At 73.4% G+C, this 26688-nt stretch carries 22 protein-coding genes; 4 read left to right on the top strand and 18 right to left on the bottom strand.

Annotation, left to right across the window (positions count from 1 at the left end):
- Positions 1-2: 2 nt before the first annotated feature.
- From O7553_RS05855 to O7553_RS05810, 10 genes are all read right to left on the bottom strand, one after another.
- Positions 3-2009 carry a hypothetical protein gene (locus O7553_RS05855; protein ID WP_281553833.1) on the bottom strand — a complete coding sequence of 669 codons (2007 nt, stop codon included), beginning with the start codon at positions 2007-2009 and terminating at the stop codon, positions 3-5.
- Positions 2009-3187 (bottom strand): lantibiotic dehydratase C-terminal domain-containing protein, encoded by a 1179-nt coding sequence (locus O7553_RS05850; protein WP_281553832.1) that lies wholly within the window; start codon positions 3185-3187, stop codon positions 2009-2011. The genes O7553_RS05855 and O7553_RS05850 overlap by 1 nt, the downstream gene beginning before the upstream one ends.
- Positions 3180-5900: a lantibiotic dehydratase gene (locus tag O7553_RS05845; RefSeq protein ID WP_281553831.1), complete on the bottom strand. Its 2721-nt coding sequence runs from the start codon at positions 5898-5900 to the stop codon at positions 3180-3182. Before O7553_RS05845 ends, O7553_RS05850 begins: the two co-directional genes overlap by 8 nt.
- Positions 5897-6652, bottom strand: a complete 756-nt coding sequence (locus O7553_RS05840) for an ABC transporter permease (protein ID WP_281553830.1) — start codon at positions 6650-6652, stop codon at positions 5897-5899. Before O7553_RS05840 ends, O7553_RS05845 begins: the two co-directional genes overlap by 4 nt.
- Position 6653: 1 nt before the next feature.
- A complete protein-coding gene (locus O7553_RS05835) occupies positions 6654-7583 on the bottom strand; it encodes an ABC transporter ATP-binding protein (protein WP_281553829.1) in 930 nt (309 codons plus the stop codon).
- Between the two features lie 142 nt (positions 7584-7725).
- Complete coding sequence (locus O7553_RS05830) at positions 7726-7914, bottom strand: thiazolylpeptide-type bacteriocin (protein WP_281553828.1); 189 nt, start codon at positions 7912-7914, stop codon at positions 7726-7728.
- Positions 7915-7995: 81 nt separating this feature from the next.
- The gene (locus O7553_RS05825) at positions 7996-8184 is read right to left on the bottom strand and encodes a thiazolylpeptide-type bacteriocin (protein ID WP_281553827.1); all 189 of its coding nucleotides are present in this window, start codon (positions 8182-8184) and stop codon (positions 7996-7998) included.
- Positions 8185-8377: 193 nt separating this feature from the next.
- The gene (locus O7553_RS05820; RefSeq protein WP_281553826.1) at positions 8378-9280 is read right to left on the bottom strand and encodes a 3-methyladenine DNA glycosylase; all 903 of its coding nucleotides are present in this window, start codon (positions 9278-9280) and stop codon (positions 8378-8380) included.
- Positions 9281-9331: 51 nt separating this feature from the next.
- Complete coding sequence (locus tag O7553_RS05815; RefSeq protein ID WP_281553825.1) at positions 9332-9826, bottom strand: hypothetical protein; 495 nt, start codon at positions 9824-9826, stop codon at positions 9332-9334.
- A complete protein-coding gene (locus O7553_RS05810; protein WP_281555492.1) occupies positions 9823-13254 on the bottom strand; it encodes a diguanylate cyclase in 3432 nt (1143 codons plus the stop codon). The genes O7553_RS05815 and O7553_RS05810 overlap by 4 nt, the downstream gene beginning before the upstream one ends.
- Before the next feature lie 326 nt (positions 13255-13580).
- Between O7553_RS05810 and O7553_RS05805 the strand changes: the two genes are divergently transcribed.
- Positions 13581-15128 (top strand): S8 family serine peptidase, encoded by a 1548-nt coding sequence (locus O7553_RS05805; protein ID WP_281553824.1) that lies wholly within the window; start codon positions 13581-13583, stop codon positions 15126-15128.
- A gap of 34 nt (positions 15129-15162) precedes the next feature.
- Here the strand turns inward: O7553_RS05805 and arfB are convergent, their stop codons facing one another.
- The 5 genes from arfB to O7553_RS05780 are packed head-to-tail and all read right to left on the bottom strand — an operon-like array spanning position 15163 to position 19593.
- Positions 15163-15591, bottom strand: a complete 429-nt coding sequence (arfB, locus tag O7553_RS05800; protein WP_281555491.1) for an alternative ribosome rescue aminoacyl-tRNA hydrolase ArfB — start codon at positions 15589-15591, stop codon at positions 15163-15165.
- A gap of 46 nt (positions 15592-15637) precedes the next feature.
- Positions 15638-16534 carry a trypsin-like peptidase domain-containing protein gene (locus O7553_RS05795; RefSeq protein WP_281553823.1) on the bottom strand — a complete coding sequence of 299 codons (897 nt, stop codon included), beginning with the start codon at positions 16532-16534 and terminating at the stop codon, positions 15638-15640.
- Positions 16535-16583: 49 nt separating this feature from the next.
- On the bottom strand, positions 16584-17546 hold the full coding sequence (locus O7553_RS05790; RefSeq protein WP_281553822.1) for a VWA domain-containing protein: 963 nt from the start codon (positions 17544-17546) through the stop codon (positions 16584-16586).
- Positions 17543-18550, bottom strand: a complete 1008-nt coding sequence (locus O7553_RS05785) for a DUF58 domain-containing protein (RefSeq protein WP_281553821.1) — start codon at positions 18548-18550, stop codon at positions 17543-17545. The genes O7553_RS05790 and O7553_RS05785 overlap by 4 nt, the downstream gene beginning before the upstream one ends.
- Entirely contained in the window at positions 18547-19593 is a 1047-nt protein-coding gene (locus tag O7553_RS05780; protein ID WP_348650097.1) for a MoxR family ATPase, read from the bottom strand. The genes O7553_RS05785 and O7553_RS05780 overlap by 4 nt, the downstream gene beginning before the upstream one ends.
- A 206-nt stretch (positions 19594-19799) precedes the next feature.
- Here O7553_RS05780 and O7553_RS05775 point away from each other — a divergent pair, with 206 nt between their 5' ends.
- Complete coding sequence (locus tag O7553_RS05775; protein ID WP_281553820.1) at positions 19800-20807, top strand: endonuclease/exonuclease/phosphatase family protein; 1008 nt, start codon at positions 19800-19802, stop codon at positions 20805-20807.
- A 55-nt stretch (positions 20808-20862) separates the two neighbouring features.
- On the opposite strand, the gene cimA is transcribed toward O7553_RS05775, so the two are convergent.
- Entirely contained in the window at positions 20863-22467 is a 1605-nt protein-coding gene (gene cimA / locus O7553_RS05770; RefSeq protein WP_281553819.1) for a citramalate synthase, read from the bottom strand.
- A gap of 336 nt (positions 22468-22803) precedes the next feature.
- Here cimA and O7553_RS05765 point away from each other — a divergent pair, with 336 nt between their 5' ends.
- Together O7553_RS05765 and O7553_RS05760 are read left to right on the top strand one after the other, a co-directional pair.
- Complete coding sequence (locus O7553_RS05765) at positions 22804-23265, top strand: PRC-barrel domain containing protein (protein ID WP_281553818.1); 462 nt, start codon at positions 22804-22806, stop codon at positions 23263-23265.
- A gap of 97 nt (positions 23266-23362) precedes the next feature.
- On the top strand, positions 23363-24103 hold the full coding sequence (locus O7553_RS05760; RefSeq protein ID WP_281553817.1) for a tyrosine-protein phosphatase: 741 nt from the start codon (positions 23363-23365) through the stop codon (positions 24101-24103).
- 52 nt (positions 24104-24155) lie between these two features.
- On the opposite strand, the gene O7553_RS05755 is transcribed toward O7553_RS05760, so the two are convergent.
- Complete coding sequence (locus tag O7553_RS05755) at positions 24156-25253, bottom strand: branched-chain amino acid aminotransferase (protein ID WP_281555490.1); 1098 nt, start codon at positions 25251-25253, stop codon at positions 24156-24158.
- Positions 25254-25607: 354 nt separating this feature from the next.
- The gene (locus O7553_RS05750) at positions 25608-26639 is read right to left on the bottom strand and encodes a 3-isopropylmalate dehydrogenase (RefSeq protein ID WP_281555489.1); all 1032 of its coding nucleotides are present in this window, start codon (positions 26637-26639) and stop codon (positions 25608-25610) included.
- Between the last annotated feature and the right edge of the window lie 49 nt (positions 26640-26688).

The following is a 26688-nucleotide window of genomic DNA, read 5'->3' as shown; positions in this document are numbered from 1 at the left end:
GTTCAGGCTCCTCGGCTCGCGGCGGCGGTGGCGGCCACAGTGCTCCCGGTGACGTCCACGGCGGTGCCGGTGGCAGCCGCCGTCCACCAGAAGGACTGCGCCACGAAACCGGTGACGGCCAGCGCGTGGCCGACCGAGTCGGCGTCGGGGTGCGCGTCGGCGGCACCGGTGTCGGCGGCGACCGGCACCACCGGTCGCCCGGTCAGGGTCGCGCCGTCGGCGGTGAGCGCGGCCCGCAGCGCCGCCTGCAACCGCTCCTCGTTGTCGATCACCCCGGCCGGCCAGTACCAGCTGTCGTCCGTCCACGGTGCCAGGTGCTGGTCGGCCGGCCGCCAGGTCGGTGCCGTGCCGGTCAGGCTCGCCGGCCCGGCCGGCACCTCGACGCCGGCGGCCCGGGCCTGGGCCACACCGGTGGCGGCCAGCGCCGCCATCGCCACCGCGTCGGCGGCGGTGGCCTCCACCGCCCAGGCCAGCGGCCCGGCGTCGGTGACGATCTCGGCGTGTACCGCGCCGGCCGGCAGCCGGCGGGCCACCACCCGCGCCGGTACGGCGAACCGCAGGGTGAGCGCCTTCCACCAGCGGCGCGCCGCCGGTTCGCCGGCCCACTCGGCCTCCGGCACCGGGTCCGTGTCGAGCCGGCTGCGTACGGCGTGCACCAGCCGGCGCAGCGCCGCCCCGCTGGCGTGCCGGACGTCGACGCCGATCGCGGCCGTCTCCGCCCAGCGGACCGCTGACCCGGCACCGTCCTCGGCATCGGCGTCCCGCGCGTCACCGTCGCCGCGCGGCGCACCGATACCGAGGACGGTCTCGGCGTACCGCAGGGTGGCGTCGACCCGGGCGGCGTCGGCGGTGGCCGCGACCCCCAGCGCCGGGCCGGCCAGGGCCAGCATCGCCGGCAGTTGCGGCAGGTCGCCGGGGACCGCCGGCGGCAGTACGCCGAGCTCCGGGTCGCTCAGCGCCTCCAGCCGCAGCCCGACCGCGTCGATGTCGGACGGCGCACCGGGCAGCGGCACGCGGGCGGCCGGCAGCCACGGATGGTACGTGGCGCGGACCGGGTCGAGCCGGGCGACCAGGACCGACGGGTAGTACGGCCCGGGGGCGGCCGGTTCGCCGCCGGGCAGGGTGGCGGCTTCCTCGGCCGGGTCGGGCAGACCGGCGACGGCGCAGACGATGCGGTGCGCCGCGGCGGCCCCGATCAGCGCAGCCAGCGCCGGTGTCACCGACGCCCCCGCAAGCGCCGGGCCGGGCGCCTCGCTCAGGCCCGGACCGGCCGCCCCCGCAGCCGCGGGGCCGGGCGCGCGGGACAGGCGGGCCGCGACCGCCGCACCGTGGGCCAGCGACCGGTCCGGCGTGGACACCGGGGTCACGTACCCGATCTCCGGCAGGCAGCGGGCCGCGACCGCCGCCTCGCCGGCCCGTACCACGGTGTCCTGGGTGGTCGCGGCGCCGACCGGGTCGACTGCCAGACCTGCGCCGGTCAACGTGCGGGCCGCCGACGTCGCCACCGGCCCGGTGCCGGCGACGGTGACCGTGGTCGACCGCAGCCGCTGCCAGGCCGCCGCCGGGTCGGCGGCCACCGACTCCAGCCAGCGGGCCAGGTCGGCCGGCGGCAGATCCGGTTCCTCCCGGTCGCCCCAGCCGGCCGGCACCTCGACCAGCATGTCGTGTTCCCGCAGTTGGTCGAGGAGCAGTCGGATGACCCGGTCCACCTCGGGCCGCCCGGCTGGCTGCGCCAGCCGCTGCGGTGTCAGCCCACCGGCCAGGTGCCGGGCGAGGACCTGCCACACCTTCCACACTCCGGCGCCGCCGCTGACGGTGAAGCTCGACGACCATCCGCGTACGTGCACCCCGGTGGCGGTCGGGGTGGCGAACACCACGGGCCGCAGCCGTACGACGATCTCCGCCGCCGACGGCACGGCGTGTTCGGCCACAACGTGTTCGGCCACAACGTGTTCGGCCACAGTGCGGTCGGCGGAACCAGCTTCGGCGGTCGAGGGTCGCGGGCTCATCACGCCACCTCCTGTGCGGTCGCGGCCAACCTGGTCAGGTAGCCGTTGATCCGTTCCTGCCAGGTGACCCCGGTGATCCGCTCCGCTGCCCGGCTCAGCAGGTAGGCGGCGAGATAGCGCTCGGTCGGCCGGACGTCCAGCAGGCCGAGCAGCAGGTACAGCACATTGGTGGCGAACCGGTAGGTGACGAACTCCCGCTCGTACGGAACCCGGTCGAAGTCGATCTGCCGCAGCAGCTGGTGGTACTCGCTGTACTCGGTCCGGTCCGGATGCCAGCGGCGCACCGTGTCCGGGTCGCCGATCTGCTCGGCCCGGTCCAGGTAGCTGAACGCCGGCACCCGGGGCAGTTCGCCGCGCTGGTACGCGACCCCGGTCACCTCGGCGGCGGACACCGTCCACTGTTCCCACCCGCGTTCAACCGGGTCCAGCCCCGACTCCGGTCCCGGCTCCTGCGCGTGCGTCGGGGCGGCCAGCCGGGCGACCAGTGCGGTCGCCGGGTCGGCCGAGCGCCGCCACTGGGCGTCGAACGCCGCCCGCACCCGGCCGTCCGGGTCGTTGAGCACCAGGAACTCCTCCAGGTGCGACAGGAACGACTGGTGGCCGTTGCCGAGCCCGAGCGGGTAGCGGCTGGCGTGCAGCGCCATCGCGGTCAGGCAGGTCCGTACCCGGGCGGCGGCGCCGGCACCGGCGGCGGCCAACCCGTCGGCGGCGGCGGTGACCGCCGGCACCCCGAGGCGCAGCAGCTCGGCGCGGCACTCGACGGCCTCGGCGGAGCCGAACAGGGTAGCCATCGCGCTGTCGTCCACCGGCTCGACGCGGACCGTGTTGTCCGGGTGGATCGGCTGGTACGGCGGCGGCACCAGTTCGATCCGGCCGGCCTGCTCGGCCTGCGCCAGCAGATCGGCGACGCTGATCTGCTCGGTGCTGGGCCGCTCGGCGAGGTGCCCGCGCAGCCGGTGGGCGACCGCGGCGGCGACCACCGCCAGGTCCGCCGGGTCGACCTGGTCGCGGCGGGCCAGCCGGATCCGCAGGTGCGGGCCGTGCAGCCAGTGCCGTTCCAGGTGTACGGCGACCCCCTGGTCGGCGGCCCACCGGGCGGCCGGCAGCACCGCCGAGCGCAGTAGCGGCAGCTTGGTCGGCGAATAGTAGTAGCTGACGATGTCGAGGGCGTCAGTCATTGCCGCCCCACCCCTTCCGATAGGTTTCGGCGACCAGCTCGACGACCCGCCCGTGCGGGCTGCCGGTCCCCGGCACCGGCAGCGCCTCCTCGATCCGCACCGGTCCGTCGTGGCGGCCCAGCAGCCGAGGCAGGTTCCGCAGGTGCAGGGCGTTGTCCAGGTCGACGTACTGCGGTTTGGGCAGCGACAGGTAGCGCTGGTAGTCGTCCGGGCCGCCGCGTACGTCGACGCCGGCGGCGGCGACGAACACCTCGGCGGGCAGGCCAAGCCGGGCCCGCCAGCTGCTGACCGCGTCGAACGGCACGTCGCCGTCGGCGTCCAGGTCGGCACGCAGCCGCCCGGCGTCGTCGGTCGGCAACGTCCAGGACCGGCGACTGAGTACCAGGTCGTGGTAGCGCAGCCGGGTCCGGTGCCGGACACCGGCCAGCTCGCCGGTCGGCGCCAGCAGGCCGGGGCCGACCAGTCCGCTGCTGAGGTCGAAGTGCAACGGTACGGTCCGGTCCGGCATCACGAACGGGACGAGGAACCCGAGGTAGAGCACGTCCAGGTCGGCGCCGGTGTCGTCGCGGACCAGCCGCACCTGATCGGTGACCGGGTCGTGGCGCAGCCCGACCCGGTCGGCGAGCAGGTCGGCCCACCTCCCGTCCTCGCCCACCTCGTGGTCGACCAGCAACGGGTGCAGGTTGGCGTTGAACCCGGTGACCGGGCGGAACTGGGCCACCTGGGCGTGCCGCCCGGCGGTGGCCCGGATCTGCGCGGCCAGCTGCGTCTTCGCCTGCGGCGCCACCAGGTCCAGGAACCGGCTGGTGAACCGGCCCCAGCCGGCGTACACGTGGTTGAGCACCAGCAGGTCGTCGCCGTCGCGGCGGGCCGGCTGGACGAAGAACGCGTACGAGGCGGGCCGGGCGCTGACCCAGTCGGGCAGCGCGGCGGCGGCGTCCCGGACGATCTCCTCGGGCAGGGTGAACTCGGCCGCGTCGGTCGGCGCCGCCGCCCGGATCCGGGTTAGCAGCCCGGCCCGGGTGTCGGCCAGCTCCCGCAGCGCCGGGGTGACCAGGTCGGCGAACTCGGGGTCGGGGTTGATCACCCCGGACGGCGAGACCAGGTTGTACGCCCGCCACACCTGACTCATCTCGGTGGAGAAGTCGGCGGCGCGCTCGCAGCGTCCGCCCACGCCGTACCGGGCGACGAAGCGGTCCCGGACCAGCCGACGCAGCGGCAGGTACTGGTCGAACAGCTCGACCAGCCCGGCCAGGCGGGGCAGCCGGTCGGCGGCGGCGCGCCCGTGGCGCCGGCCCAGCCGCACCGGTTCGCGCAGCGCCACGTCCTCGGCCAGCACCGGTGCGTCGTACCAGGGCAGCCCCACCGCCTGGTACGCCGAGCGCCAGGTGTCGCGCAGCCGGCCCAGGGCGGCGGCCCGGTCGCCGGCCGCGATGGCTCCGAAGCCGCTGGTCTGCTCGTCGATCGCGATGAGCAGGTCGGCCAGGTCGCGGCGATGGTGCCGGTCCAGCCAGTCGGCGAGGTGCCGTACGGCCTTCGGGTCCTGCGGGTCGACGGGTTCGACGGCGAGCAGCAGCCCGGCGGCGAGCACCTGCCCGACGTAGCGGGTCGCGGCAGCGGTGGTGCGCGGCGGGCCGCCGGGCAGCCGGCGAGCCAGTTCGGCGACCAGGTCGCCGGGGGTGATGCCGGCCGGGCCGGCGGCCCGGGTCCGGTCGAGCAGCAGCCGCAGCGGTCCGGTGCAGGCCAGCGACACCTCCTCCTCCAGCACCGAGATGACCCGGTCGACGCCCTGCACCGGGCGGTCCCGGCGGAACGTCAGCTGGTCACCGGTGACGGTGATCGCGGCGGCCAGCCGGTGCGGCACCGTGTCGCGCAGCCCGGGGTCGGCGATCACTGCGGCGAGCAGCCGGGCCAGCAGGGTCCGGTTGGCCTGGGCGACGGCCACCGGCTGCCCGCCGGCCGAGGCCGCGGCACCGGTCGGATCGGCGCTGCCGGTCGGATCGGCGCTGCCGGCCGGGTCGGCCGGTGCCGCACCGCCGGCCGGCTCCGACACCGTGGTCCAGTTGCCCCAGGCGACGTAGGTGAACCAGGACAGCGGGCTGGTCTTCGCGGTGGCCCGCAGCGCGTACCGCAGCGCGTTGGGTTCGGACTTGCGGGCCCGGCTGTCCGGGTTGGCCCCGCTGGCGGCCGCGCGGTCGATCCCGCGTAGCAGGTCGGCGCCGGTGAGGGTGACCGCGCGGCGCAGTGGTTCGGCGGCGCAGACCGCGGCGAGCGCGGCGCGTTCCGCGCCGAGCGCGCCGGTGGCCAGCTCACCGAGCTCGGCGCGCACCTGCGCGGCCTGGCGCATGACGGCCAGCCAGGCCGGCAGGTCGGGCACCCGGTCGAGCAGGCCGTCGAGTTCGGCGACCCGGTCCGGCCGGGGCAGCCGTCCGTTGTGCACGTCGCGGCGCAGCGGCAGCACCGCCTTGCGGTGGAAGTCGGCCGGGTGCCCGTCGGCGCTGGCGTAGAGCGCGTCGGCGAGCCGGGGGGCCAGCTCGGTGATCCGCGACCGTAGCTCGACCAGCCGGCGCAGCGCGGCACGGAACTCGCGGGCACCGTCCGGCGTCGGCGGGTACGGCAGCGCGGCCAGCCGGACCAGCGCGTACGGTGCCAGGGTGGGGTCGGTCGCCGGCCGCCGGTCGGCGGTGGCCGGGACGACGGCGGCCTCGCTCATCCGTACCGCACCCCCTCGTCGCGCCGGAACGCGGCGCGGGCGAGCAGGGCGAACAGGGTCGTCCAGCCCAGCAGCAGGAAGGCGATCCAGCTCGGCCCGATCAGATGGTCGGCCCGGTCGATCAGCGCCAGCACGAAGTACTGGTACTGGTAGGTGGGCACGTACGGCACCACGGCGTGCAGCGCGGACGGCAGGAAGTCGATCGGCACGAACAGCCCGCCGAAGAACGCCAGCAGCATGAACAGCAGGTTGGCCAGCATCATCGCCGGCTGCGGGGCGAACCGGTAGCCGATCGCCATGCCGAGCAGGCCGAACGGGACGGCACCGAGCACCACCGCGCCGAGCCAGACCGGCCAGGCAGCCAGCGGCAGCCGCAGGTCGGTGGTGAATGCGGCGACGACCAGCAGCGGAATCCAGCTGACCACGTTGAAGCCGAGGACGTAGACCAGCCGGCCGGCGAACCGGGTCAGCGGGGACAGTGGCAGCAGCCGCAGCCGCTGCTCCCACGGGTTCTCCCGGTCGGCGGCGACGCCGGCGGCGAGCGAGGCGACCGTGACGTTGAGCGTGGTGTAGAGCAGGAACGGGGTGATCGCGTACTCGCTGCCCAACCCGAGGTCGGCGAAGCGGTTGGCATTGACCAGCCCGAACAGCAGGAAGAAGACCAGCGGGAAGCCCAGCGCCGGGGCCCAGTAGGCGGGCATCCGTAGCGTGTCGAGGGCGTGCGCGCGGGCGTGCAGCAGGACGTAGCGCATGTCAGGCCACCTTTTCGGCAACGCGGATCCCGGGCCGGGTGACGCCACCCGGGTCGGTGGACCGGCTGATCGTGCGGATCGCTTCCTCGAGGCCGACCCGTTCGACCCGGATGCCGGTGAACGGCACGTCGGCGCGGACCAGTGCCCGGACGGTGGCGTCCGGGTCGGCGGTGTAGATGTGGGTCCGGTTGCCGACGGTCTCCACCCGGTCGGCGGGGCCGGAGACGGCGATCGGCGGCAGCGCGCCGGTCACTTCGATGTCGACCAGGTGCAACCCGACCTCGGCGACCACCTCGGTAACCGCGCCGGTGCGGGCGATCTGCCCGCCGGTGACCACCACGACCTGTTCGGCGAGGTGTTCGGCCTCGGCCATGTCGTGGGTGGTGAGCAGCACCGCGCTGCCGGCGGCGGCGACGGCGGCGATCGCCGTCCACAGTCCGTCGCGGCTGTCGGCGTCCAGGCCGGTGGTCGGCTCGTCGAGGAAGAGCAGTTCGGGGCGGCCGACCAGGGCGGTGGCCAGGGCGACCCGGCGGCGCTGGCCACCGGAGAGGCTGCCGCACCGTTTGGTCAGGAACGGCCCGAGGCCGAGCTGCTCGACCAGGTCGGCGCGGGGCACCGGGTCCGGGTAGTGGGCGGCGACCAGGGCGAGGGTCTCGGCGACGGTGAGCCGCCAGGGCAACGCGGTGCGCTGCGGGGTGAGGCCGAGTCGGCCCTTGATCCGTACGTCGGCGGGATCCCCGCCGAGCACCTCGACCCGACCCGAGCCGGGGCGGCGCAGACCAGCGAGAATTTCGATCATGGTGGACTTGCCGGCGCCGTTGGGGCCGAGCACGGCGGTGACCCCGGCGGGCACCACGAGGGATACCGCGTCGAGCGCGACCACTTTGCCGTACGTCTTGGTGACACTGTCGAGACGGGCGAAGACTTCCACGAGCACTCCTTGGGCATGTGACGGGCGGAGGGGGCGCACCGCGCCCCCTCCGCTCGATCGAACTGACGTGATTCGCCCGGCCTCGGCTACCGGCAATCCCTGACACTGCCGGTGGTGCCCTCGGTCGGGGCGGTCGCTGGTGTCAGAGCGCGGGCTGCTCGATCTCGGCGCAGGAGGCGCAGCACGAGCTGGCGCCGCAGCAGGAGCTGGAGCTGCAGCTCGACGAGCCGGAGGAGGCACCGGTCTCGGGCAGCGCGGCCGAGTCGCGGATGGAGCTGACCGACAGCTCGTCCAGCTCGAGGTCTTCGACGTCGATGATCTCGTCGGACATGTGATGCACCTTTCGGGAGAGGTTCGCCCCGCACGGTCGGCGAGGACGTCGGTGACCGGCGCCGACGGTGGCGCCGGTGGATCAGGTGACGTAGCAGCAGGAGCAGGAGGCGCGACCGCCGTCACCGGCCGAGGAGGCGCCGGTCTCCGGCAACGCCACCGAGTCCCGCATCGCGGTGACGGTGAGTGGCCCGAGGTCCAGCCCGTCCACGTCGATGTCCAGGTCGTAGTCCTGGGTGGCACCCCAGGACGTCGACAGTTCCGCCAACATCGCGCACCTCCTTGTCGGCCCGGGAGCCGTTCGCTGGGCCGCTCCTTGACTTCCACCTGACGTTCTAGCTTGTTGCTGCGCTTGAGATTAGTTGAACGTCTAGGTCCGGTCAATCATTGGAGCTGACTGAATTAGGGCAGCGCTCAGCAGGTGGCCACGATTGGCGCAGAAAGCTGAGGGTGAGTCGGAAATGTCAGCTCAGCTGATCCGACTGACCAAACCCATCGAATCGGGCGATACACCGCAACAGGCGGTTCCGCAGTACTGCGGCCCGCTCGGCGAAATCCCGCTGCATCGTCGCGTACTCGGCCCGACCTGCCGCGGTCTCGATCCGCACCGGGGGATAGCCCAGCTCCCGCAGGTCGTACGGACTGGCCCGCATGTCCAGGTCCCGGATGTCACGGGCCAACTCGAAGCAGTCCACCACCAACTCGCCGGGCACCAGCGGACTCAACCGAAAGGACCACTTGTACAGATCCATGTTGGCATGCAGGCAGCCCGGTTGTTCGAAGTCGGCCTGGTCGGAGCGCTGCGGGGAAAACAGGTTCAGCGGCCGGGCCGCCGGGGTGAAGAATCGGTACGCGTCGAAATGGCTGCACCGGATCCGCTGGCCGTCGACGAACTCGGCGAGGCCGGCCGGACTCATCCGCAGCGGCCACCGGTGGTGGCGGACCTCGTCGGCGGGCTGCCGGTAGACCATCGCCCACTCATGCAGGCCGAAGCAGCCCAGGTGCGCCGGCCGGGCCGCGGTCCGGGCCAGCAGGTCCCGTACCCAGGTGACGAACTCGCCGCGCCGGGCCAACAGCCCGGCGGTGTCCACGGTGACCGCCACCCCGTCGCCGCTCGGAACCGTCCGGTAGTCCCGGCCCCACCGCGTCGGCTCGGTGTCGGCGAGCCGCACCCCCGCCCCCGGATGCCAGCGACGCAGCTGCGCCGGCCGGTACGCGTAGTAGGTGAACAGGAAGTCGGCGACCGGATGTGGCTCGCCCCGGCGGCGGCGTTCCAGGTGTGCGCCCACCAGCCGGTCGACGCGCTCGGCGTGCGCGTCGCGGCGCCGGGTCCAGGTAACCCGGTCGAGCAGGGTGTCGGTCACCACCCGACCAGCGTAGGCCGACCCAGGTAGGCCGACCCGCCAGGTCCGATCCGGTCAGGCCTCGTCGGCCGGCTCGTCGTCGGCCCGCCCGCCGGACCGCAGCACCGCGTCCGGCCGGCAGAGCACGCTCACCCGGTAGGACAGCCCGAGGTTGGACCAGATCTCACCGCTCAGGGACAGGCAGAGCCCGACACCGGGCTCGCCGTCGGGGTGCTCGAAGAAGTCGACCGTCGGCGCGGCGAGCGCGCCGACCAGCCCCTGGGTCTGCCGGGCGGTGGCGGCCACCTGCACCAGCCCGCCCGTCACCTGAATTTCCACGTCATCCAGGGCATCGACGGCGTACCAGTGGGTGTCCGGCAGGAACAGCTGCGCGTCCACGCTGCGGCGGGTGTAGTCGGGGCCGGCCAGGCCGGTGTCGTCCGCCGGGCGGTCACCGAGCCACGCGGTGCCGGCATAGTCGGTACGCAGCCGCTGCGCCTCGGAACGCCACTCGGTGACCAGGGTGTCGAGACGGGGTTGGGCGGCAAGGTGGACAGCTGCTTCGATCACCCCCGGGACCCTAGCACCGTGGCCGGGTCCCGGGGTCCCTCCGGTGCGCAGTCCAGTGCCTGGTCGACGACCAGGTCCAGCGGGGTGGCCACACCCGTGCACCAGGCGGCGTCGAACGCGTCAGGGGTCAACGCGCGCCGCGCGACGTCAAGGGCGGCGTCCCGCCGCTGCTGCACCGCCACCGGTGCGACCAGACCGAACCGGTAGCGCAACGAGTCGACCGCGGCGAGAATCCGTACCGCCAGGGCCGGGTCGTCGTCGACGGTCACCTCGGCCACCGTCTCCAACGAGGTGGACAGGTCCGCCCGGTCGCCCAGCTCGAACCGCCGTTCCAGGGCGGCGACGAACAACCGCAGTGCGGCCGGCCGGTCCCCGCCGGCCAGCTCGCACTGCCCGAGATGGTGCAGCGCGACCGCCTCGCCGAACAGGTCCCCCAGCCCGGTGGCCAGGTCGTGTGCTTCCCGGGCCACGGCTGCCGCGCCGGCCGGATCCGGCCGGGCCAGCAGGATCTCGGCCAGACAGGTCAGACCGAGCAGCACGCCGCGACTGTTGCCGGCCTCCCGCTCCAGCGCCAGGCACTGGTTGATGTGCCAGTCGGCGTCGGCGATGTCGCCGGTCCGCAGGCAGACCTTGGCGAGGTTGCCGAGCGCGATCGCCATGCCGGGCTTCGCCCCGAGCTCGCGCCACACCTCCAGTCCGTACCGGAAGTGTTCGCCGGCCTCGCCGTAGCGGCCGGCCAGCATCGCCGCGACGCCGAGGATGTTGCGGGCCTGCGCGGCGCCCTCGGCGTCGCCGGCCTGCTCGGTGAGGCGCAGGCACTCCTCGCCGAGCCGGGCGGCGGTGGCGGTGTCGTCCTGGGTGGCGGCCAGCACCGCCGCCGGATAGAGCAGTTGGCGACGGTGCTCCACGGCCAGCCCGGCGGGGGCGGAAAGCAGCCGGTCGAGCCACTGGCGGCCGTCGCGGATCTGGTTGCCGTTGCGCCAGTACCGCCACAGCCCCAGGCACAGCCGGGTCGCGGTGGCCAGGTCGTCGGCGGCGAGCGCGTACTCCAGCGCGGCCCGCAGGTCCGGGTAGTCGTGGTCGATCTCGTCCGCCCAGCGGCTCTGCTCCGGCCCGACCATCCCGGCGGCCGCCCGGTCCGCCAGCCCGGCGCAGTACGCCAGATGGTTGCGCAGTTGCCGGGCCCGCTGCCCGGTGGTGCACAGCTGGCGGGCCCGGGCCTGGATGGTGTTCAGCATCGCGTACCGGCGGGTGCCGGACCGCCTGGTCACCGCCACCACCAGGCTCTTGCGGACCAACGCCTCCAACGCTTCGGCGACCCGGTCGACGGCCGCAGACCCCGCCGTGGCCGCAGACCCCAGCCCGGCGACGGCGGCCACGGCTGCCGCCGTCGGCTCGGCGGTGAAGACGGCGGTCGCGGTGAACACGTCCTGGTGCGCCGGCTCCAGCAGGCCGAAACTCCAGTCGACCGTGCCATGCAGGGTCCGCTGGCGGGCCGGCCGGTCGCGTGGCCCGGGACCGAGCGGATCCAGATGCGGGCCGAGCCGGTCCAGCACCACCGCCGGGCTCAACTGGTCGGTACGCGCGGCGGCCAGTTCGATCGCCAGCGGCAGTCCGTCCAGCCGCCGGCACAGCTCCGCCACCGCCGGCAGCGCGTCAGCGGTCAGCCGGAAATCCGCGTCGGCAGCTCGGGCGAGCTGGTCGAACAGGGCGATCGCCGGATGCTGCGCCACCGCGCGGGCGGCGGCCGACGCCCCGCGCGGCAGGTCGTCGAGGCGGGGCAGCGGCAGCGGCAGCACCCGGTAGACCTGTTCGCCGTAGATCCCCAACGGCTCCCGGCTGGTGGCCAGCACCCGAACGCGCCCGGCGGCGGCCAGCAGCTGGCCCAACGGCGGTCCGGCGGCCAACGCCTGCTCCAGGTTGTCCAGCACCAGCAGCAACTCGGTGTCCGCGGTGTGGTTGACCACCGCGTCCAGCACCGCCTGCCCGGCGCGAACCGGCACGTCCAGCGCGGCGGCGACCGCGGTGAGCACCTCCGTCGCGGTGCGGCAGGCGGCCAGCGCCACGAAGCACACCCCGTCGTCGAACCGGGCCGCGAGACCGGCGGCCACCGACAGCGACAGCCGGGTCTTGCCGATCCCGCCGGCGCCGACGAGCGTGACCAGCCGGCTGGTCGCCAGCAGCGCGTCGATCCGGGCGACGTCGCGGTCCCGGCCGACCAGCGGGGTCAGCGGGGCCGGCAGCCGCACCCGCCGCCGTGGCCGGCCGAGCAGGTCCGGGCTCAACGTCCAGCCGCCGGTGCCGGAACCGACCAGGCCACGGCGGGCACGTACCCGGTCGAGTTCCCGGTCGGCGGCGGCCGGCAGCCCGCCGGTCTGCCGGACGAACCAGTTCACCAGGGTCCGGCTGGGCTCGCCGCGCAGCGCGGTCCGCAACCAGATCCGAGTCGTCGCCGGCGACCACGGGGCGAGCTCGATCTGCTCCAGCTCTGGCAGGTGCACACCGGACGGACCGACACCGGGCAGCGGTCCGGGACCGGTCACCGAGACCGGCTCGCCGGCACCGGCGGGCCCGGCCGGGCCGGCCGTCTCGGTGCTGGCCTGCACCAGCCCGAGCACGGCGGGCAGCAGCCGCGGACGGGACCAGACCCGCAGCAGGTGTGGGACCCGGTCGACGGCGGCGAGGTCGGCGATCAGCACCACCTGGTTGGCGAAGACCGGCAGCGGCAGCGGCTCCGGTTCGGGCGGCACCGTGACCACGGCGAACCCGCGCAACGCGGCCAGCCGGGCGGTCTCGACGAGGAAACGGGTGTGCCCGGCACCCCGCTGCCCGTGCACCCGGGCCGCGCCGCGGCCGGTCACCTGCAGCCGGGTCAGGAACTCGTGGGTACGGCGCAGCGCCTCGTCGCGCTCCCACAGCCGGGAGCCGCTCCCGTCGGTGATCTCCACGTCATCGGCGACGGCGCTGTCCCGCCCTCGCCGTTTGGCGAGATAGTTGCGCCGGTCAGCGTGGTCCAGCAGGTGTTCGGCGGTGGTGCCGTCCGCAGGTGCGCTCGCCACCCCGAGGCTGACCGTCAGGTGCAGCGGCGGGTCTCCGGAAAACTCGGTACTGCGGATCCGTTCGGTCAGCCGCAGGGCGAGCCGGACCGCCTCGGTGCGGTCGGTCTGCGGTAGCACCACGACGAATTCGTCGCCGCCGTAGCGGAACAGCACGTCCTGCGGCCGGCAGGTGGCGCGTACCCGCTCGGCGAGCTGGCGCAGCACCCGGTCACCGCGTAGGTGGCCGTAGACGTCGTTGACCGTCTTGAAGAAGTCGACATCGAACAGGAACACCCCGCAGGGATGCCCCGCCCGACCCAACTGGCGTCTGAGGAATGGATCAAGGGACGCGCGCGGACGGGCTCCCGTGACCGGATCGGTCGCCGCCACGTCGTACTTCTCACCGCCCTCGTCACCACCGGCGTGCCGGTCACCGGACCCGCCTGCCGCGACCTGGTGGGCCGACGGGCGTGTCGGCGTGGTTAACGGTGCCTCCACTACGGCACCACCGAATTGGATGCTATCCGTCGGTCACCGGGCATGGGAGTCCACCGGCCCGACGCACGTCCTGCACGATAGGGGGATGTTCGTTCTCAGCCGAGAGGTTTCTGCTACGTAACATGTCCACCGTGGTACCGGGAACGCGTCCTTATCGGATCGACTCTCCGGTAGCCATGATCTTGTTATTCGCCAGGAGGATCGCACCGGTGCCGACGATGAGCGCTGTACACCAACGGCGCGGATACCGAAAACAAATCGCTGCACTGTCGACGGTCGTGGTGCTCGCCGCCGCCGTGGCCGGCGGGTCGGCGACGCGGCCGGACGACGTGCCCGCGACGCGGCCGGGCACCGCACCGGCCGGGGACTTCGCCAGCCTGTGGAACGGCTCCCCCGGCATCGGCCAGGGCACCTCACTGGCCGACGTCCGGAGCATCGTCGGCGCGGACACCCCGGCGACGGCGGCACTGGACGGCACCGGGATCGGCATCGCGATGATCGACACCGGGGTGGTACCGGTCCCCGGCCTGCCGGCGAACCGGCTGGTCAACGGCCCGGACCTGTCCTTCGAGTCGCAGGCGACAAATCTGCGCTGGCTCGACACCTACGGACACGGCACCCACCTCGCCGGTGTACTGATCGGCGACGATCCGACCAGCGGCGCACGCGGGCTGGCACCGAAGGCGAAACTGACCTCGGTCAAGGTCGGTACGGCCAACGGCGCGGTCGACGTCTCACAGGTCATCGCGGCGGTCGACTGGGTCGTCACCAACCGCGACCACGACCCCACCCATCCGATCCGGGTACTGAACCTGGCGTACGGCTCCGCCGGCAACCCAGCCTTCTGGACCGATCCGCTGCACTTCGCCGTCGAACAGGCGTGGCACGCCGGGATCGTGGTCGTGGCGGCCGCCGGCAACGACGGCAACGGGTTCGGCCGGCTGGACAATCCAGCGACCAACCCGTACGTCGTCACGGTCGGCGCCAGTCTGACCAAGGGCACGCTGACCACCGCCGACGACGAACTCGCGCCGTTCACCAACCTCGCCACCGCCGGCCGGCAACTGGATCTGCTGGCTCCCGGCGAATCGGTGCTGTCGCTGCGTAACCCGGGCTCCAACGTCGACAACCACTACCCCGGTGCCCGGGTCGGCAGCACCCTGTTCCGGGGCACCGGCACCTCGCAGGCGGTCGCGGTCACCTCGGCCGTCGCCGCGCTGCTGCTCCAAGCCAAGCCGTGGCTGACCCCGGACGAGGTCAAGCAGGTGCTGGTGGAGAGCGGCACCTTCCTGCCCACCGGCGGGGGCGCGAACCTCGGTCTGCGCAGCATCAACCTGCAGACGGCGCTGACCTACACCCCGGTGTGGCAGCCGCAGCAGTGGACAAGGTCCGACGGACACGGCCCGATCGACGCGTCCCGGGGCACCAGCCGGGTGGCCCGCAACAACGTGACGCTGCAGGGCGAGCAGAGCATCTTCGGCCCGTTCAGCAGCCCGGCCTGGGCCAGCCAGTCCGCGGCCCGGACCGCCTGGTCCGGCGGCGTCTGGCTGGGCCACCGGATGGCCGCGGACGGCTGGACCGGCACCTCCTGGGCCAGTCGCACCTGGGGCGGCGCGGCCTGGACCTCGCCGTCCTGGGACGGCTCTGGGTCCTGGGTGGACCCCGCCTGGTCGAGCCACTTCTGGTCCACCGGATCGTGGACGCCGGGCGACTGGGGCTCGCACTTCTGGTCCACCGACAGCTGGGCCAACGCCTGCTGGTGCTGACCGGGCCGAATAGCTGACCAGGCCGCGTACCGGGTCAGTCAGGATCGCCGCGGCGCAGACGCTTCGTCTGCGCCCGGCGTTTCTTGTCGCTGATCCGCCGTTCCTTCGCCGCCCGGGACGGCCGGGTCGGCCGCCGCGGCGGCGCCGGCGGCGCGATCGCCTCCCGCAGCAGCGCGGACAACCGGTCCCGGGCCGCGGCCCGGTTCGCCAACTGGTTGCGGTGCTCGCTGGCGGTGACCGTCAACACCCCGCCGACCAACCGACTGGCCAGCCGCTGCACCGCCCGCTGGCGCAGCCACGACGGCAGCGCGGTCGAGCCGGCGACGTCGAACGACAGCTCGACCCGCGAGTCCGCCGTGTTGACACCCTGGCCGCCGGGTCCGGACGAACGGGAGAACCGCTCGGTCAACTCGCCCGCCGGGATCACCACCGAGTCGGTGACCCGCATCTCGCCTGCCGCCATCATCCGACAGTACCGCCGCCCTCGGCGCCGACCACCTGGGCGGTGGTCAGCCGCCCCGCCGGATGATCTCGTCGGCCGTCTGCTCGGCCCGGTGGATCGGGATGGCGAAGCCGATGCCGATCGACCCGACACCCTCCAACGTGGCGATGGCGGTGTTCACCCCGATCACCTCGCCGTCGACGTTGACCAGCGGCCCGCCCGAGTTGCCGGGATTGATCGACGCGTCGGTCTGCACCGCGGTCTGCCGCCCGCCGTTGCCGAGCATCACCTCACGGTCCAGGGCGCTGACAATCCCGGCGGTGACCGTGCCGGACAGGCCGAGCGGGGAGCCGACCGCCAGGACCGACTCTCCGACCTGGGTGGCGCCGGGCTGGGCCAGGGCCAGCGGACGAAGACCGGCGGACGACGGCACCCGCAGCACCGCGATGTCGCTGTCCGGGTCCCGGCCGACCACCTCGGCGACGAGCCGCCTACCGTCCTGGGCGACGACGCTGACCTGGTGGCCGTTGAGCGGAGTCCCCGGTTCGCTGTCGCCGTCCAGGATGTGGTCGTTGGTGATGATGTGATGCTGGTCGTCGATCGCGAAGCCGGACCCGCCGGATATCATGCTGCCCCGCTCGACCTGGACCGACACCACACCGGGCAGCACCTTGGCCGCCGCCGCCACCAGGTCCGGCGACACCCCGGGGGTGGCCGACGGCGACGGCAGCGCCGCCGGCTGTCCCGCGTCGCCGCCCCGGCCGGCGACCACCGCGCCGGCCAGCCCGCCGGACGCCGCCGACAGGGTGAGCACCGCGGCGACGGTCAGCAGCCGGCGGCGCCACCGTCGCGGCGGGGTCGGTGCCGGCGGTACGGCGGAGCCGTCCAGCCCCGGCCAGCGGTCCGCGTCCGGCGAGACGAACCACGGGCCACGCGGCTCGCCCAGCCCGGTGGGCACAGTCATCGGCTCCTCCTCAGGTCCAGGTCGGGTCTCGCGGGGGGGGTGACGCGGGTCAGGGCAGCCGGGAGAACCACAACAGCGAGGTCCCGGCGGCAGCCACGGCGAGCAGCAGACCGAATCCGATGAACCGGGCCGACACGTCGGCCAGCTCCAGCCGGTAGCCGACCGAGGTGCCGATGTCGGCGTACACGGCACTCAACTGGCTGCTGCTGGCCGCCTCGTGGTAGGCACCGCCGGTCAACTCGGCCACCGCTTCGAGGTTCTCGCCGTCCACCGGCACCCGCAGCGGCCGGCCGCCGCCGTAGTCGATGTAGCCGGCGGCGGTCCCGACCGAGATGGTGTCGATCGGGATCCCGGCCTCCACCGCCTCGGCCGCCGCCGATTCCGGCGACCGCCCGGACGTGTTCGCCCCGTCGGACAGCAGCACGATCCGCGCCGGTGGGATCTCCTCGGCGGCCTGCGCGTCCAGCGACCGGATCGCCTCCAGCGACGTCTTGATCGCCTCGCCGATGGCGGTGCCCTGGGCCCCGGTGATCCCTTCGGCGAGCCGGTCGATGCCGGCTCCCAGCGCCTCCCGGTCGGTACCCGGCCCGACCAGCACCGAGGCGTTGCCGGCGAACGCCACCAGGCCGACGTTGAACTGCGCCGGCAGATCGCCGACGAACTCGTGCGCCGACCGTTTCGCCGCGCCGAGCCGATCCGGCCGTACGTCGTTGGCCAGCATCGAGGTGGACACGTCCACCGCGACCATCACCGTGGCTCGTTCCCGGGGCACCCGGACCTCGTCCATCGGCCGGGCGAACCCGGCCACCAGCAACGCCAGCATCGCCAGGAACAGGCCGGCCGGCAGGTGCCGACGCCAGGCCGGACGCTGCGGCGCCACCCGGTCCAGCAGCCGCAGGTTGGTGAACCGAACCGCGTACCGGGCACCGCGCCGCTGCATCAGCAGATAGCCGCCGGCCAGCGCGGCAACCGCGGCGAGCAGCCACAGCCGCTCCGGGGACTGCCACGTCATCGGTCTCCTCCTGCCGGTACCGGGGCGGGGCGGGCCGGCGGGCAGCCGGCCAGTTGCCGTTGGCGGTGCACGTGCCGGACTATGTCGGCCACCCAGTCCCGGTCGGTACGCAGCGCCAGATGGGCCGCGCCGGACCGGCGGATCGCCCCGGCCACCTGGCCACGCTGCTCGGCGGCGGCCTCGGCGTACCGTCGCCGCAGGTCCCGGCTGGCGGTGCTGATCTCCCGCCGACGGCCGGTCTCCGGGTCCTCGACGGTGATCACCCCGACGTCGGGCAGGTCGAGTTCCCGGGGGTCGGTGACCTCGATCGCCAGCACCTGGTGCCCGGCGGCGAGCCGGCGCAGCGGCCGTTCCCAGTCCGGCCGGTCGGCCGGGTCGTCCGGCAGTCCGTCGAGGAAGTCGGAGACCACCACCGCCAGCCCGCGCCGGGTGGCCGCCCGCCGGAGCCCGTCGATCCCGTCGGCCAGCGGCGGCGGCGCGTCCCGGCCGGACCGGTCGGCCGGTACGCGGGGCGCCGCGAGCAGCGCACGGAGCAGGTGCAGCAGATGGTCCCGGCCGGTGCGGGCCGGGAACCGGCGGATGCCGCCCGCCCCGATCAGCTGCGCCCCGACCGCGTTGCCGGTGCCGGCGGTCAGGAAGCCGACCGCGGCGACCGCCGCCACCGCCAGTTCCCGCTTCTCCAGCTCACCGGTGCCGAAGTCCATGCTGGCCGTCCCGTCGACCAGCAGCCAGCAGGTCAGCTCCCGGTCGGCGTCGACCTCGCGGACGTGCGGCACGGTGGTCCGGGCGGTGACCGCCCAGTCCATCCGGCGTACCTCGTCCTCGCCGGGCCGGTACTCCCGGCTGCCGGCGGGTTCGCTGCCGGCGCCGGGCAGCAGACCCAGGTGCTGCCCGTGCAGCAGGCCGTCCAGCCGCCGGGTCACGGTCAGCTCCAGCCGGCGCAGCGGGTCCGGTGGGGTCAGCTCCGGCAGGGTGGCCGGGCCGGGCGGGCAGTCGCCAGTCACGCGACGGCCGCCAGTCCGGGTCGCTGGTCGTGGGCCGGCGCGATCCGCGGCGGCGGGACCACCTGGATCAGCCGGCGGACGATCGACCCGGCGTCGACGCCGTCCGCGACCGCGTCGAAGGAGAGCACCAGCCGGTGGGCGAGCACGTCGGTGGCGAGTTCCCGGACGTCCTCGGGCAGCACGTAGTCGCGGCCGCGCAGCAGTGCCAGGCCCCGGGCGGCGGCGACCAGACCGAGGGTGGCGCGCGGGCTGGCACCGTACGCCAGCAGCCCGGTCAGCTCCGGCAGCCCGAACAGTTGCGGGCGGCGGGTGGCCAGCACCAGCCGGACGATGTACTCGGCGAGCGCGTGGTGGACGAACACCTCCCGGGCCTGCTGCTGCATCGCGCACAGGGTGGCCGCGTCCAGCACCTGGCGGGGCTGCGGGCGGTCCACCCCCATCCGGTAGAGGATGCCGAGCTCCTCCTCGTCGGTCGGGTAGTCGACCACGACCTTCATCAGGAACCGGTCCCGTTGCGCCTCCGGAAGCTGGTAGACGCCTTCGGACTCGATCGGGTTCTGGGTGGCCAGTACCAGGAACGGGTCCGGCACCGGGTAGCTGCGGCCGCCGATCGAGACCTGCCGCTCGGCCATCGCCTCGAGCAGCGCCGACTGCACCTTGGCCGGCGCCCGGTTGATCTCGTCGGCGAGCACCAGGTTGGCCATCACCGGCCCGAGTTCGACGTCGAACGACTCGGTCGACGCCCGGTAGATCCGGGTGCCGACGATGTCGGAGGGCACCAGGTCGGGGGTGAACTGGATCCGGGAGAAGCTGCCGCCGACGGCGACCGCGAGGGTCTGCGCCGCGAGGGTCTTGGCGATCCCCGGTACGCCCTCCAGCAGGCAGTGTCCGTTGGCGAGCAACGCGGTGAGTAGCCGCTCGACCAGCCTGTCCTGCCCGACGATCACCCGTTTGACCTCGAACAGCGTCTGCTCCAGTGCGGCCGCGGCCGGAGCGGCGTCGGCTGGCTGTTCCGTACTGACTTGTGGCTCGGTCGTCGTCATCGCACCGTCCTTGACGCTGGTCGCCAATCGCCGGTCGGCCCCGACGGTGCGGGGCCACTGCGGCGCCGGCGCAGGGGTGCCCCGGATCGGGCCGTTCTAACGCCGGGATCCGTCGCCGACCGGGTGATTGACCGGCCGGGGTGGTAGGACCGACACCGAACCGGGGTGGCAGGTCCGACGCCGGTCACACCGGATACCGTTCCGGCGTGACCGCGCCACAGACCAGTTCCACCCCGCAGCCCCCGGCCAGCACCAGGCGCCGCCCGGCCGGTTGGCTGGTGTGGCCGGTGGTGCTGCCGGGGCTGCTCTGGGCGGTGCTGCGGCTGGCCGGCTGGGAGTCCGGCCCGCTGGTGCAGCTGCTCGCGTTCACCCCGTACGTGGCGGCCTGGACGGTTGTCCCGCTGGCGGTGGCGGTCTGGTCCCGGCGGTGGTGGGCCAGCGGTGCCGCGCTGCTGGCGGTGGTGTCGTTGGCCGTCGCGGTGCTGCCCCGGGCGGTGCCGGACGGCGGCCGGACCGCGACCGCCGCCGACGGGGTCACGGTCCGGGTCGCCACGGCCAACCTGCTGGCCGGGGCGGCGGACCTGACGGTGCTGATGGAGTTGCTGCGCCGGGAGCGGGTGGACGTGCTGGCGATGCAGGAGTTCACTCCGGCGGCCGAGGCCGAGCTGGACCGGCTCGGCGTCGGCGACCTGTTGCCGTACCGCCGGGCCGATCCGGAGGTGGGGACCACCGGGTCGGCGGTCTACGCGCGCTGGCCGGTCACCGACGACGGGGTGCGGCGCAACGTGGGCGGCTTCGCCCAGTCGTACGGCACGGTCCGCCCGCCGGGCAGCGGGCCGGTACGGGTCGAGTCGGCGCACCCGATGGCGCCGTTCGCGCTGCACACCCTGTCGTCGTGGCGGGCCGACCTGGCCGGACAGCCCCGCCCCGACCCGCAGGGCCCGCCGCGAATCCTGGCCGGCGACTTCAACGCCACCCTGGACCACGCGGCGCTGCGCCGGCTGATCGCGGCAGGCTACGTCGACGCCGCCGACGCGACCGGCGACGGGCTGGTCGGCACCTGGGGGCCGTACAGCGGTAGCCCGATCCCGCCGGTGACGCTGGACCGGGTGCTGGTGGACGACCGGATCGGGGTGCGGTCGGTGACCGTGCACCGGGTGCCCGGCAGCGACCACCGGATGGTCGTCGCCGGGCTGGTGCTGCCGGCCGCTTGACCTGGACCGCCCGCCCGGGGCCAGGGCAGGTCACCGGTGGCCCCGGGCCGGCAGGTCAGACGCCAGTGGTGGTCCGGCTGCGGGCCAGTCCGTAGGTGAGCGCGTCGACCAGGGCGTGCCAGCTGGCCTCGACCACGTTCTCGTGCACCCCGACGGTGGTCCAGTCCCGGGCGTTGCCGTCGACCGTCTCCACCAGCACCCGGGTGATCGCCCCGGTGCCCTGGCTGCCTTCCAGGATCCGCACCTTGTAGTCGGCCAACCGGAAGTCGGCCAGGTCCGGGTAGTGGCTGCGCAGCGCCACCCGCAACGCCTCGTCGAGGGCGTTGACCGGGCCGTTGCCCTCGGCGGTGGCGATCACCCGCTCGCCGCGTACCCGGACCTTGACGGTGGCCTCGGAGACCACCGCGCCGTCCTCGCGGTGCTCCACCAGCACCCGGTAGGACTCCAGGGCGAACGGCCGGGTGGTGACGGCACCGGTGTCGGCCGCCAACTCGGAGCGGACCAGCAGCTCGAACGAGGCGTCGGCGGCTTCGAAGGACCAGCCGCCGGCCTCCAGCTCCTTGACCCGCTTGGTGACCCGGGACAGCGCGTCCGGATGGCCGGCCAGGTCGACACCGAGTTCACGACTCTTCAACTCGATGCTGGCCCGGCCGGCCATCTCGGTCACCAGGATCCGCATGTCGTTGCCGACAACCGACGGGTCGACGTGGTTGTACAGCAACGGATCCACTTTGATCGCACTCGCGTGCAGCCCCGCCTTGTGGGCGAAGGCGGCGGCCCCGACGTAGGCCTGGTGGGTGTCGGGGGCGATGTTGGCGATCTCGGCGATGGCGTGCGAGACGCGCACCATCTGTTCCAGGCAGCCGTCCGGTAGGACCGGCAGCCCGAGCTTGAGTTGCAGGTTGGCGACGACGGCGAACAGGTCGGCGTTGCCGGGGCGTTCGCCGTACCCGTTGGCGGTGCCCTGGAAGTGCCGGACGCCGGCCTCGACGGCGGCGATGGTGTTGGCCACCGCGCAGGAGGTGTCGTTCTGGCAGTGGATGCCGAGCCGGTCGGCGCTCAGCCCGGTCCGGTCGACCAGATCGGCGATCGCCGCGCCGATCTGTGACGGCAGCATCCCGCCATTGGTGTCGCACATCACCACGACCTCGGCGCCGGCGGCGGCCGCCGCGCTGACCACCGAGGCGGTGTACGCCGGGTCGTGCCGGAAGCCGTCGAAGAAGTGTTCGCAGTCGAGGAAGACCCGCCGGCCCTCGGCGACGAAGTGCGCGACCGTGTCGGTGACCATCGCCAGGTTCTCCGCGCCGGTGGTGCGCAGCGCCCGTTCGACGTGCCGGATGTCGGACTTGGCGACCAGGCAGACCGCTGGTGTCTCGGCGTCGAGCAGGGCCCGTACCTGCGGATCGTCGGCGACCTTGACGCCGGCCTTGCGGGTGGCACCGAACGCGACGAGTACGGCGTGCCGCAGATCGAGTTCGGTGCGGGCTCTGCGGAAGAACTCGGTGTCCTTCGGCATCGCGCCGGGCCAGCCGCCCTCGATGAAGCCGACGCCGAAGTCGTCCAGCAGCCGCGCGACGGCGAGTTTGTCGACCACCGAGTAGCTGATGCCCTCACGCTGCGCACCGTCGCGCAGAGTCGTGTCATAGACCTGGAAAGTCATCTCGATCCTTTCGACGGACGTCCCGTACCACCCGCTGCTCGCGCCGGGCCGTCCCCACCCGCTCGTCCGGCCGACCTCGTACGGCCAACAAAAAGACCCCCCGCGGATGCGGGAGGTCTGCGCGCTCGGCGGACGGTTGCCGGGCGCGCTAACTGCCAATAATGAGTACGAGGCGAGTCACGCAGGGTACTTTGCCACCGACCGCGCCCGGACCGGTAGTCGAATCCACATCGCGGGACAGTGGGACCGTCCGAGGTCAGGTGTACCGATCGAGCGCCATGGGTATTCCTGGGACGACGACGCAGTCAGTTCCGCCGAGCGAGGGAGTGACCTCCGATGGACAGGCTCGATCCGCAACACACCGCACTGACGGGGCCGGCCGGTGGTCAGGGTGACGTCGTGGGCGGCACCCCGGCCGGCACGTTCGACCCGTGGCGCTACCGCGACGACGCGGGGGTCGACGGCGCCAACCTGGCCGGCTACCACGTCGAGGCGACCGACGGCGGCATCGGCAAGATCGACTCCGCCACCGAAGAGGTGGACGGCAGCCATCTGGTGGTCGACACCGGGCCGTGGATCTTCGGCCGGAAGGTGATGCTGCCGGCCGGGGTGGTCAACCACGTCGACCACGACGAGCAGAAGGTCTACGTCGACCGCGACAAGAGCCAGATCAAGGACGCCCCCGAGTACGACGGGACCAGCTCGACAGATCCGGCGTACCGCGACAAGCTGAGCGCCTACTACGGCGGTGCCACCGGCACCCCGGTCCCGCCGATGGCGCCGGGCCGGATCATCTGACCCGGTGACGACCCACCCGGTGCGGGTGGCCGGTGCGGGTGGCACCGGCTACCCGCACCGTTTACCGGTGTCGGTCGGGCTGGCTACCGTAGGATCCATGACTGCCGCCGCCACCCGCTCGTTGGCCTTCGCGACCATGTTCAACTTCCGCGACATCGGGGGCTACCCGGGGCTCGACGGCCGTACGGTCCGCTGGCAGCGGATCTACCGGGCCGACTCGCCGCACCGGCTCGACACCGACGACGCGGCGGCGTTCGATGCGCTCGGCGTACGGACCGTGATCGACCTGCGCCGGCCGCACGAGGTCGAGACGTACGGACGAATCCCGCCAGCGGACGGCTTCGAGTACCACAACATCCACCTACGGCACCAGGACTGGGGCGAGATCCCCTACCAGCCGGAGCAGGGTGCCGCCCGCTACCTGGCCGACCGCTACCACGATCTGACCGAACAGGCCGCAGACGGTTTCGTCGCGGCGATCTCACTGCTGGCCGAGGCGCGGACCGCACCGGCGGTGGTGCACTGCATGGCCGGCAAGGACCGCACCGGGCTGGTCTGCGCGATGACTCTGTCCCTGCTCGGGGTCCGGGATTCGGTGATCGCCGAGGACTACGCGTTGAGCAACGCCGGCAGCGAACGGCTGCTCGCCTGGCTGCGTACCCAGGCCGGCAACGACCATCTGGTGCCGGTGCCGTTCTTCTCCTGCCCGGCCGAGGCGATGCAGACGTTCCTCACCGAGCTGCGGCAGCGGCACGGCTCGGTCGAGGGGTACCTGCGCGCAGCCGGGCTGCCCGCAGACCGGATCACGGCGTTGCGCGACCACCTGTTGACCCAGTGACCGGATGACGTGGTGACCGGGCCGGGGCCCGGTCACCACGTCACGGCGCTGCTCAGAACACCCGGTGCACCCAGCCGTCCGGGTCGGCGCCCCGGCCCCGCTGCAGGTCGACCAGGCTCTGCCGCAGCGCCATGGTGACCTCCCCCGGCCCGCCGTCGGCCACGGTGAACTCGCCGTCGGCCGAGCGGACCCGGCCGATCGGCGTGATCACCGCAGCGGTGCCGCAGGCGAACGCCTCACGCAATCTGCCGCTGGCCGCGTCGGCCTGCCACTGGGCCAGGCTGACCGGCTGTTCCACGACCTGGTGACCGGCCCGGCGGGCCAGGGTGATCACCGACTCGCGGGTGATGCCCGGCAGGATCGCGCCGGTCAGCGGCGGGGTGACCAGCGAACCGTCGTCGTAGACGAAGAAGACGTTCATGCCGCCGAGTTCGTCGACGTACTGCCGTTGCACCGCGTCGAGGAAGACCACCTGGTCGCAGCCGTGCTCGATCGCCTCTGCCTGGGCCACCAGCGAGGCGGCGTAGTTGCCCCCGCACTTCGCGGCCCCGGTACCGCCCGGGGCGGCCCGGGTGTAGACCGAGGACGCCCAGACCGTCACCGGTTTGACGCCGCCGGAGAAGTAGGAACCTACCGGTGAGGCGATCACCGCGTAGAGGTACTCGCGGGCCGGCCGGACACCGAGGAAGACCTCACTGGCGAACATGAACGGTCGCAGGTAGAGGCTGCCGTCGTCACCGGCGGGAATCCACTGTCGATCAATCGTGATCAGGTGCCGCAGCGAGTCGAGGAAGACCTGCTCCGGCAGGGCCGGCATCGCCATCCGGGCACCGGAGGCGATGAACCGCGCCGCGTTGGCGTCCGGGCGGAACAGGGTCACTCCCCCGTCCGCAGCGTGGTAGGCCTTCAGTCCTTCGAAGATTTCCTGGGCGTAGTGCAGCACCGCGGTCGCCGGATCCATCGGGATCGGCGCCCGTGGCTCCACCCGGGCGTCGTACCAGCCCTTGCCCTCGGCGTACCGGACGGTGACCATGTGGTCGGTGAAGATCTGACCGAACCCGGGATTGGCCAGCAGCGCGGCGCGTTCCGCGTCGGCTACCGGGTGTGGATTCGGACGGATCTCGAATTCGAGTTTGTCACCGCCGATCATCGGGCTGACCTCCATGGCGAGAAAGCGACGAAGCTGTGTGTCATGCAACTTACCCCGAACGTTCGTTCAGCGGGAACCGGCACGACGGCCGGTAGGTCCGCCACCTGGTGATTGGCCGTCGGCGGTGGCGTCGACGGCCGAGGTACGTCGGCGCGCCGACCGGCACGGGGCACCCGGATCGATCCGCGCATCGGCGTGTGAATCGACGGAGGCCGTACCGGTCGGGCTCGACGGAGGACGGCGCGGATCCGGCCGCCGACGCGCGTGACGTGGGCGGACACCGGTCCGCACGGCCGGTGCGCGGTGTGGCAACGGCGAGGCTCGACCGGCGGTACGCGGGTCGAGCGGTTGGGCTCAGCCCACCGCGTGAGCGGCCAGCCGATCGCCGATCTCGGCGGTACGCAGCGTGGCTCCCGGAGCGCGGGAGGCCAACTCGGCCGCGACCGCCCTGGCTACTCGCTCGGCCGATTCAGGGTGACCGAGGTGGTCGAGCAGTAGCGACGCGGACAGCACGGCGGCCACCGGGTCGGCGACGCCCTTGCCAGCGATGTCCGGCGCGGAGCCGTGCACCGGCTCGAACATCGACGGGTAGCGGCGTTCCGGGTTGATGCAGCCGCTGGCCGCCAGTCCGATGCCGCCGGTCACGGCAGCGGCGATGTCGGTCAGGATGTCACCGAACAGGTTGTCGGTGACCACCACGTCGTAGCGCTGGGGCTGGGTGACCATGAACATGGCCGCGGCGTCGACGTGCTGGTACTCGGTCTCGACGTCCGGGAAGTCGGCCTTGACGGCGGCGAAGGTCCGCGACCACAGCGACCCGGCGTGGGTCAGCACGTTGGTCTTGTGCACCAGGGTGACCTTGCGCCGCTCCCGGCGCGCGGCGCGGGTGAAGGCGTCCCGGATCACCCGCTCCACCCCGTGCCGGGTGTTGAGGCTCTCCTCGGTGGCGACCTCGGCGGGGGTGTCGCGGTGCATCGTGCCGCCGGCCCCGGTGTAGAGGCCCTCGGTGCCCTCGCGAACCACGACGAAGTCGATCTCGCCCGGCTTGACGCCCCCGAGCGGGCTGGCGGTGCCGGGCCAGAGCCGGGACGGACGCAGGTTGACGTACTGGTCGAAGGCGAACCGCAGCTTGAGCAGCAGGCCGCGCTCCAGTACTCCGGGCGGGACGCTGGGGTCGCCGACCGCGCCGAGCAGGATGGCGTCGTGACCGGCGAGTTCGTCCAGTACCGAGTCGGGCAGCACCTCGCCGGTGCGGTGGTAGCGGGCGGCGCCGAGGTCGTACTCGGTCGCCTCGACGCCGGGCAGCACCGCGTCGATGACCTTCCGGGCCTGCGCGGTCACCTCGGATCCGATGCCGTCGCCGGCCACGACCGCGATCCGCGCCATCGCCACGTCAACTCCCTCGTCTGCTCCGTCGACCGCCTAGCGCACGTTA

Origin of the sequence: Solwaraspora sp. WMMA2059, from assembly GCF_027497315.1 — a bacterium.
Lineage (GTDB): Bacteria > Actinomycetota > Actinomycetes > Mycobacteriales > Micromonosporaceae > Micromonospora_E.
The sequence above is the reverse complement of the archived record's forward strand: the minus strand, read 5'-3'. Positions and strand labels throughout refer to the sequence as shown.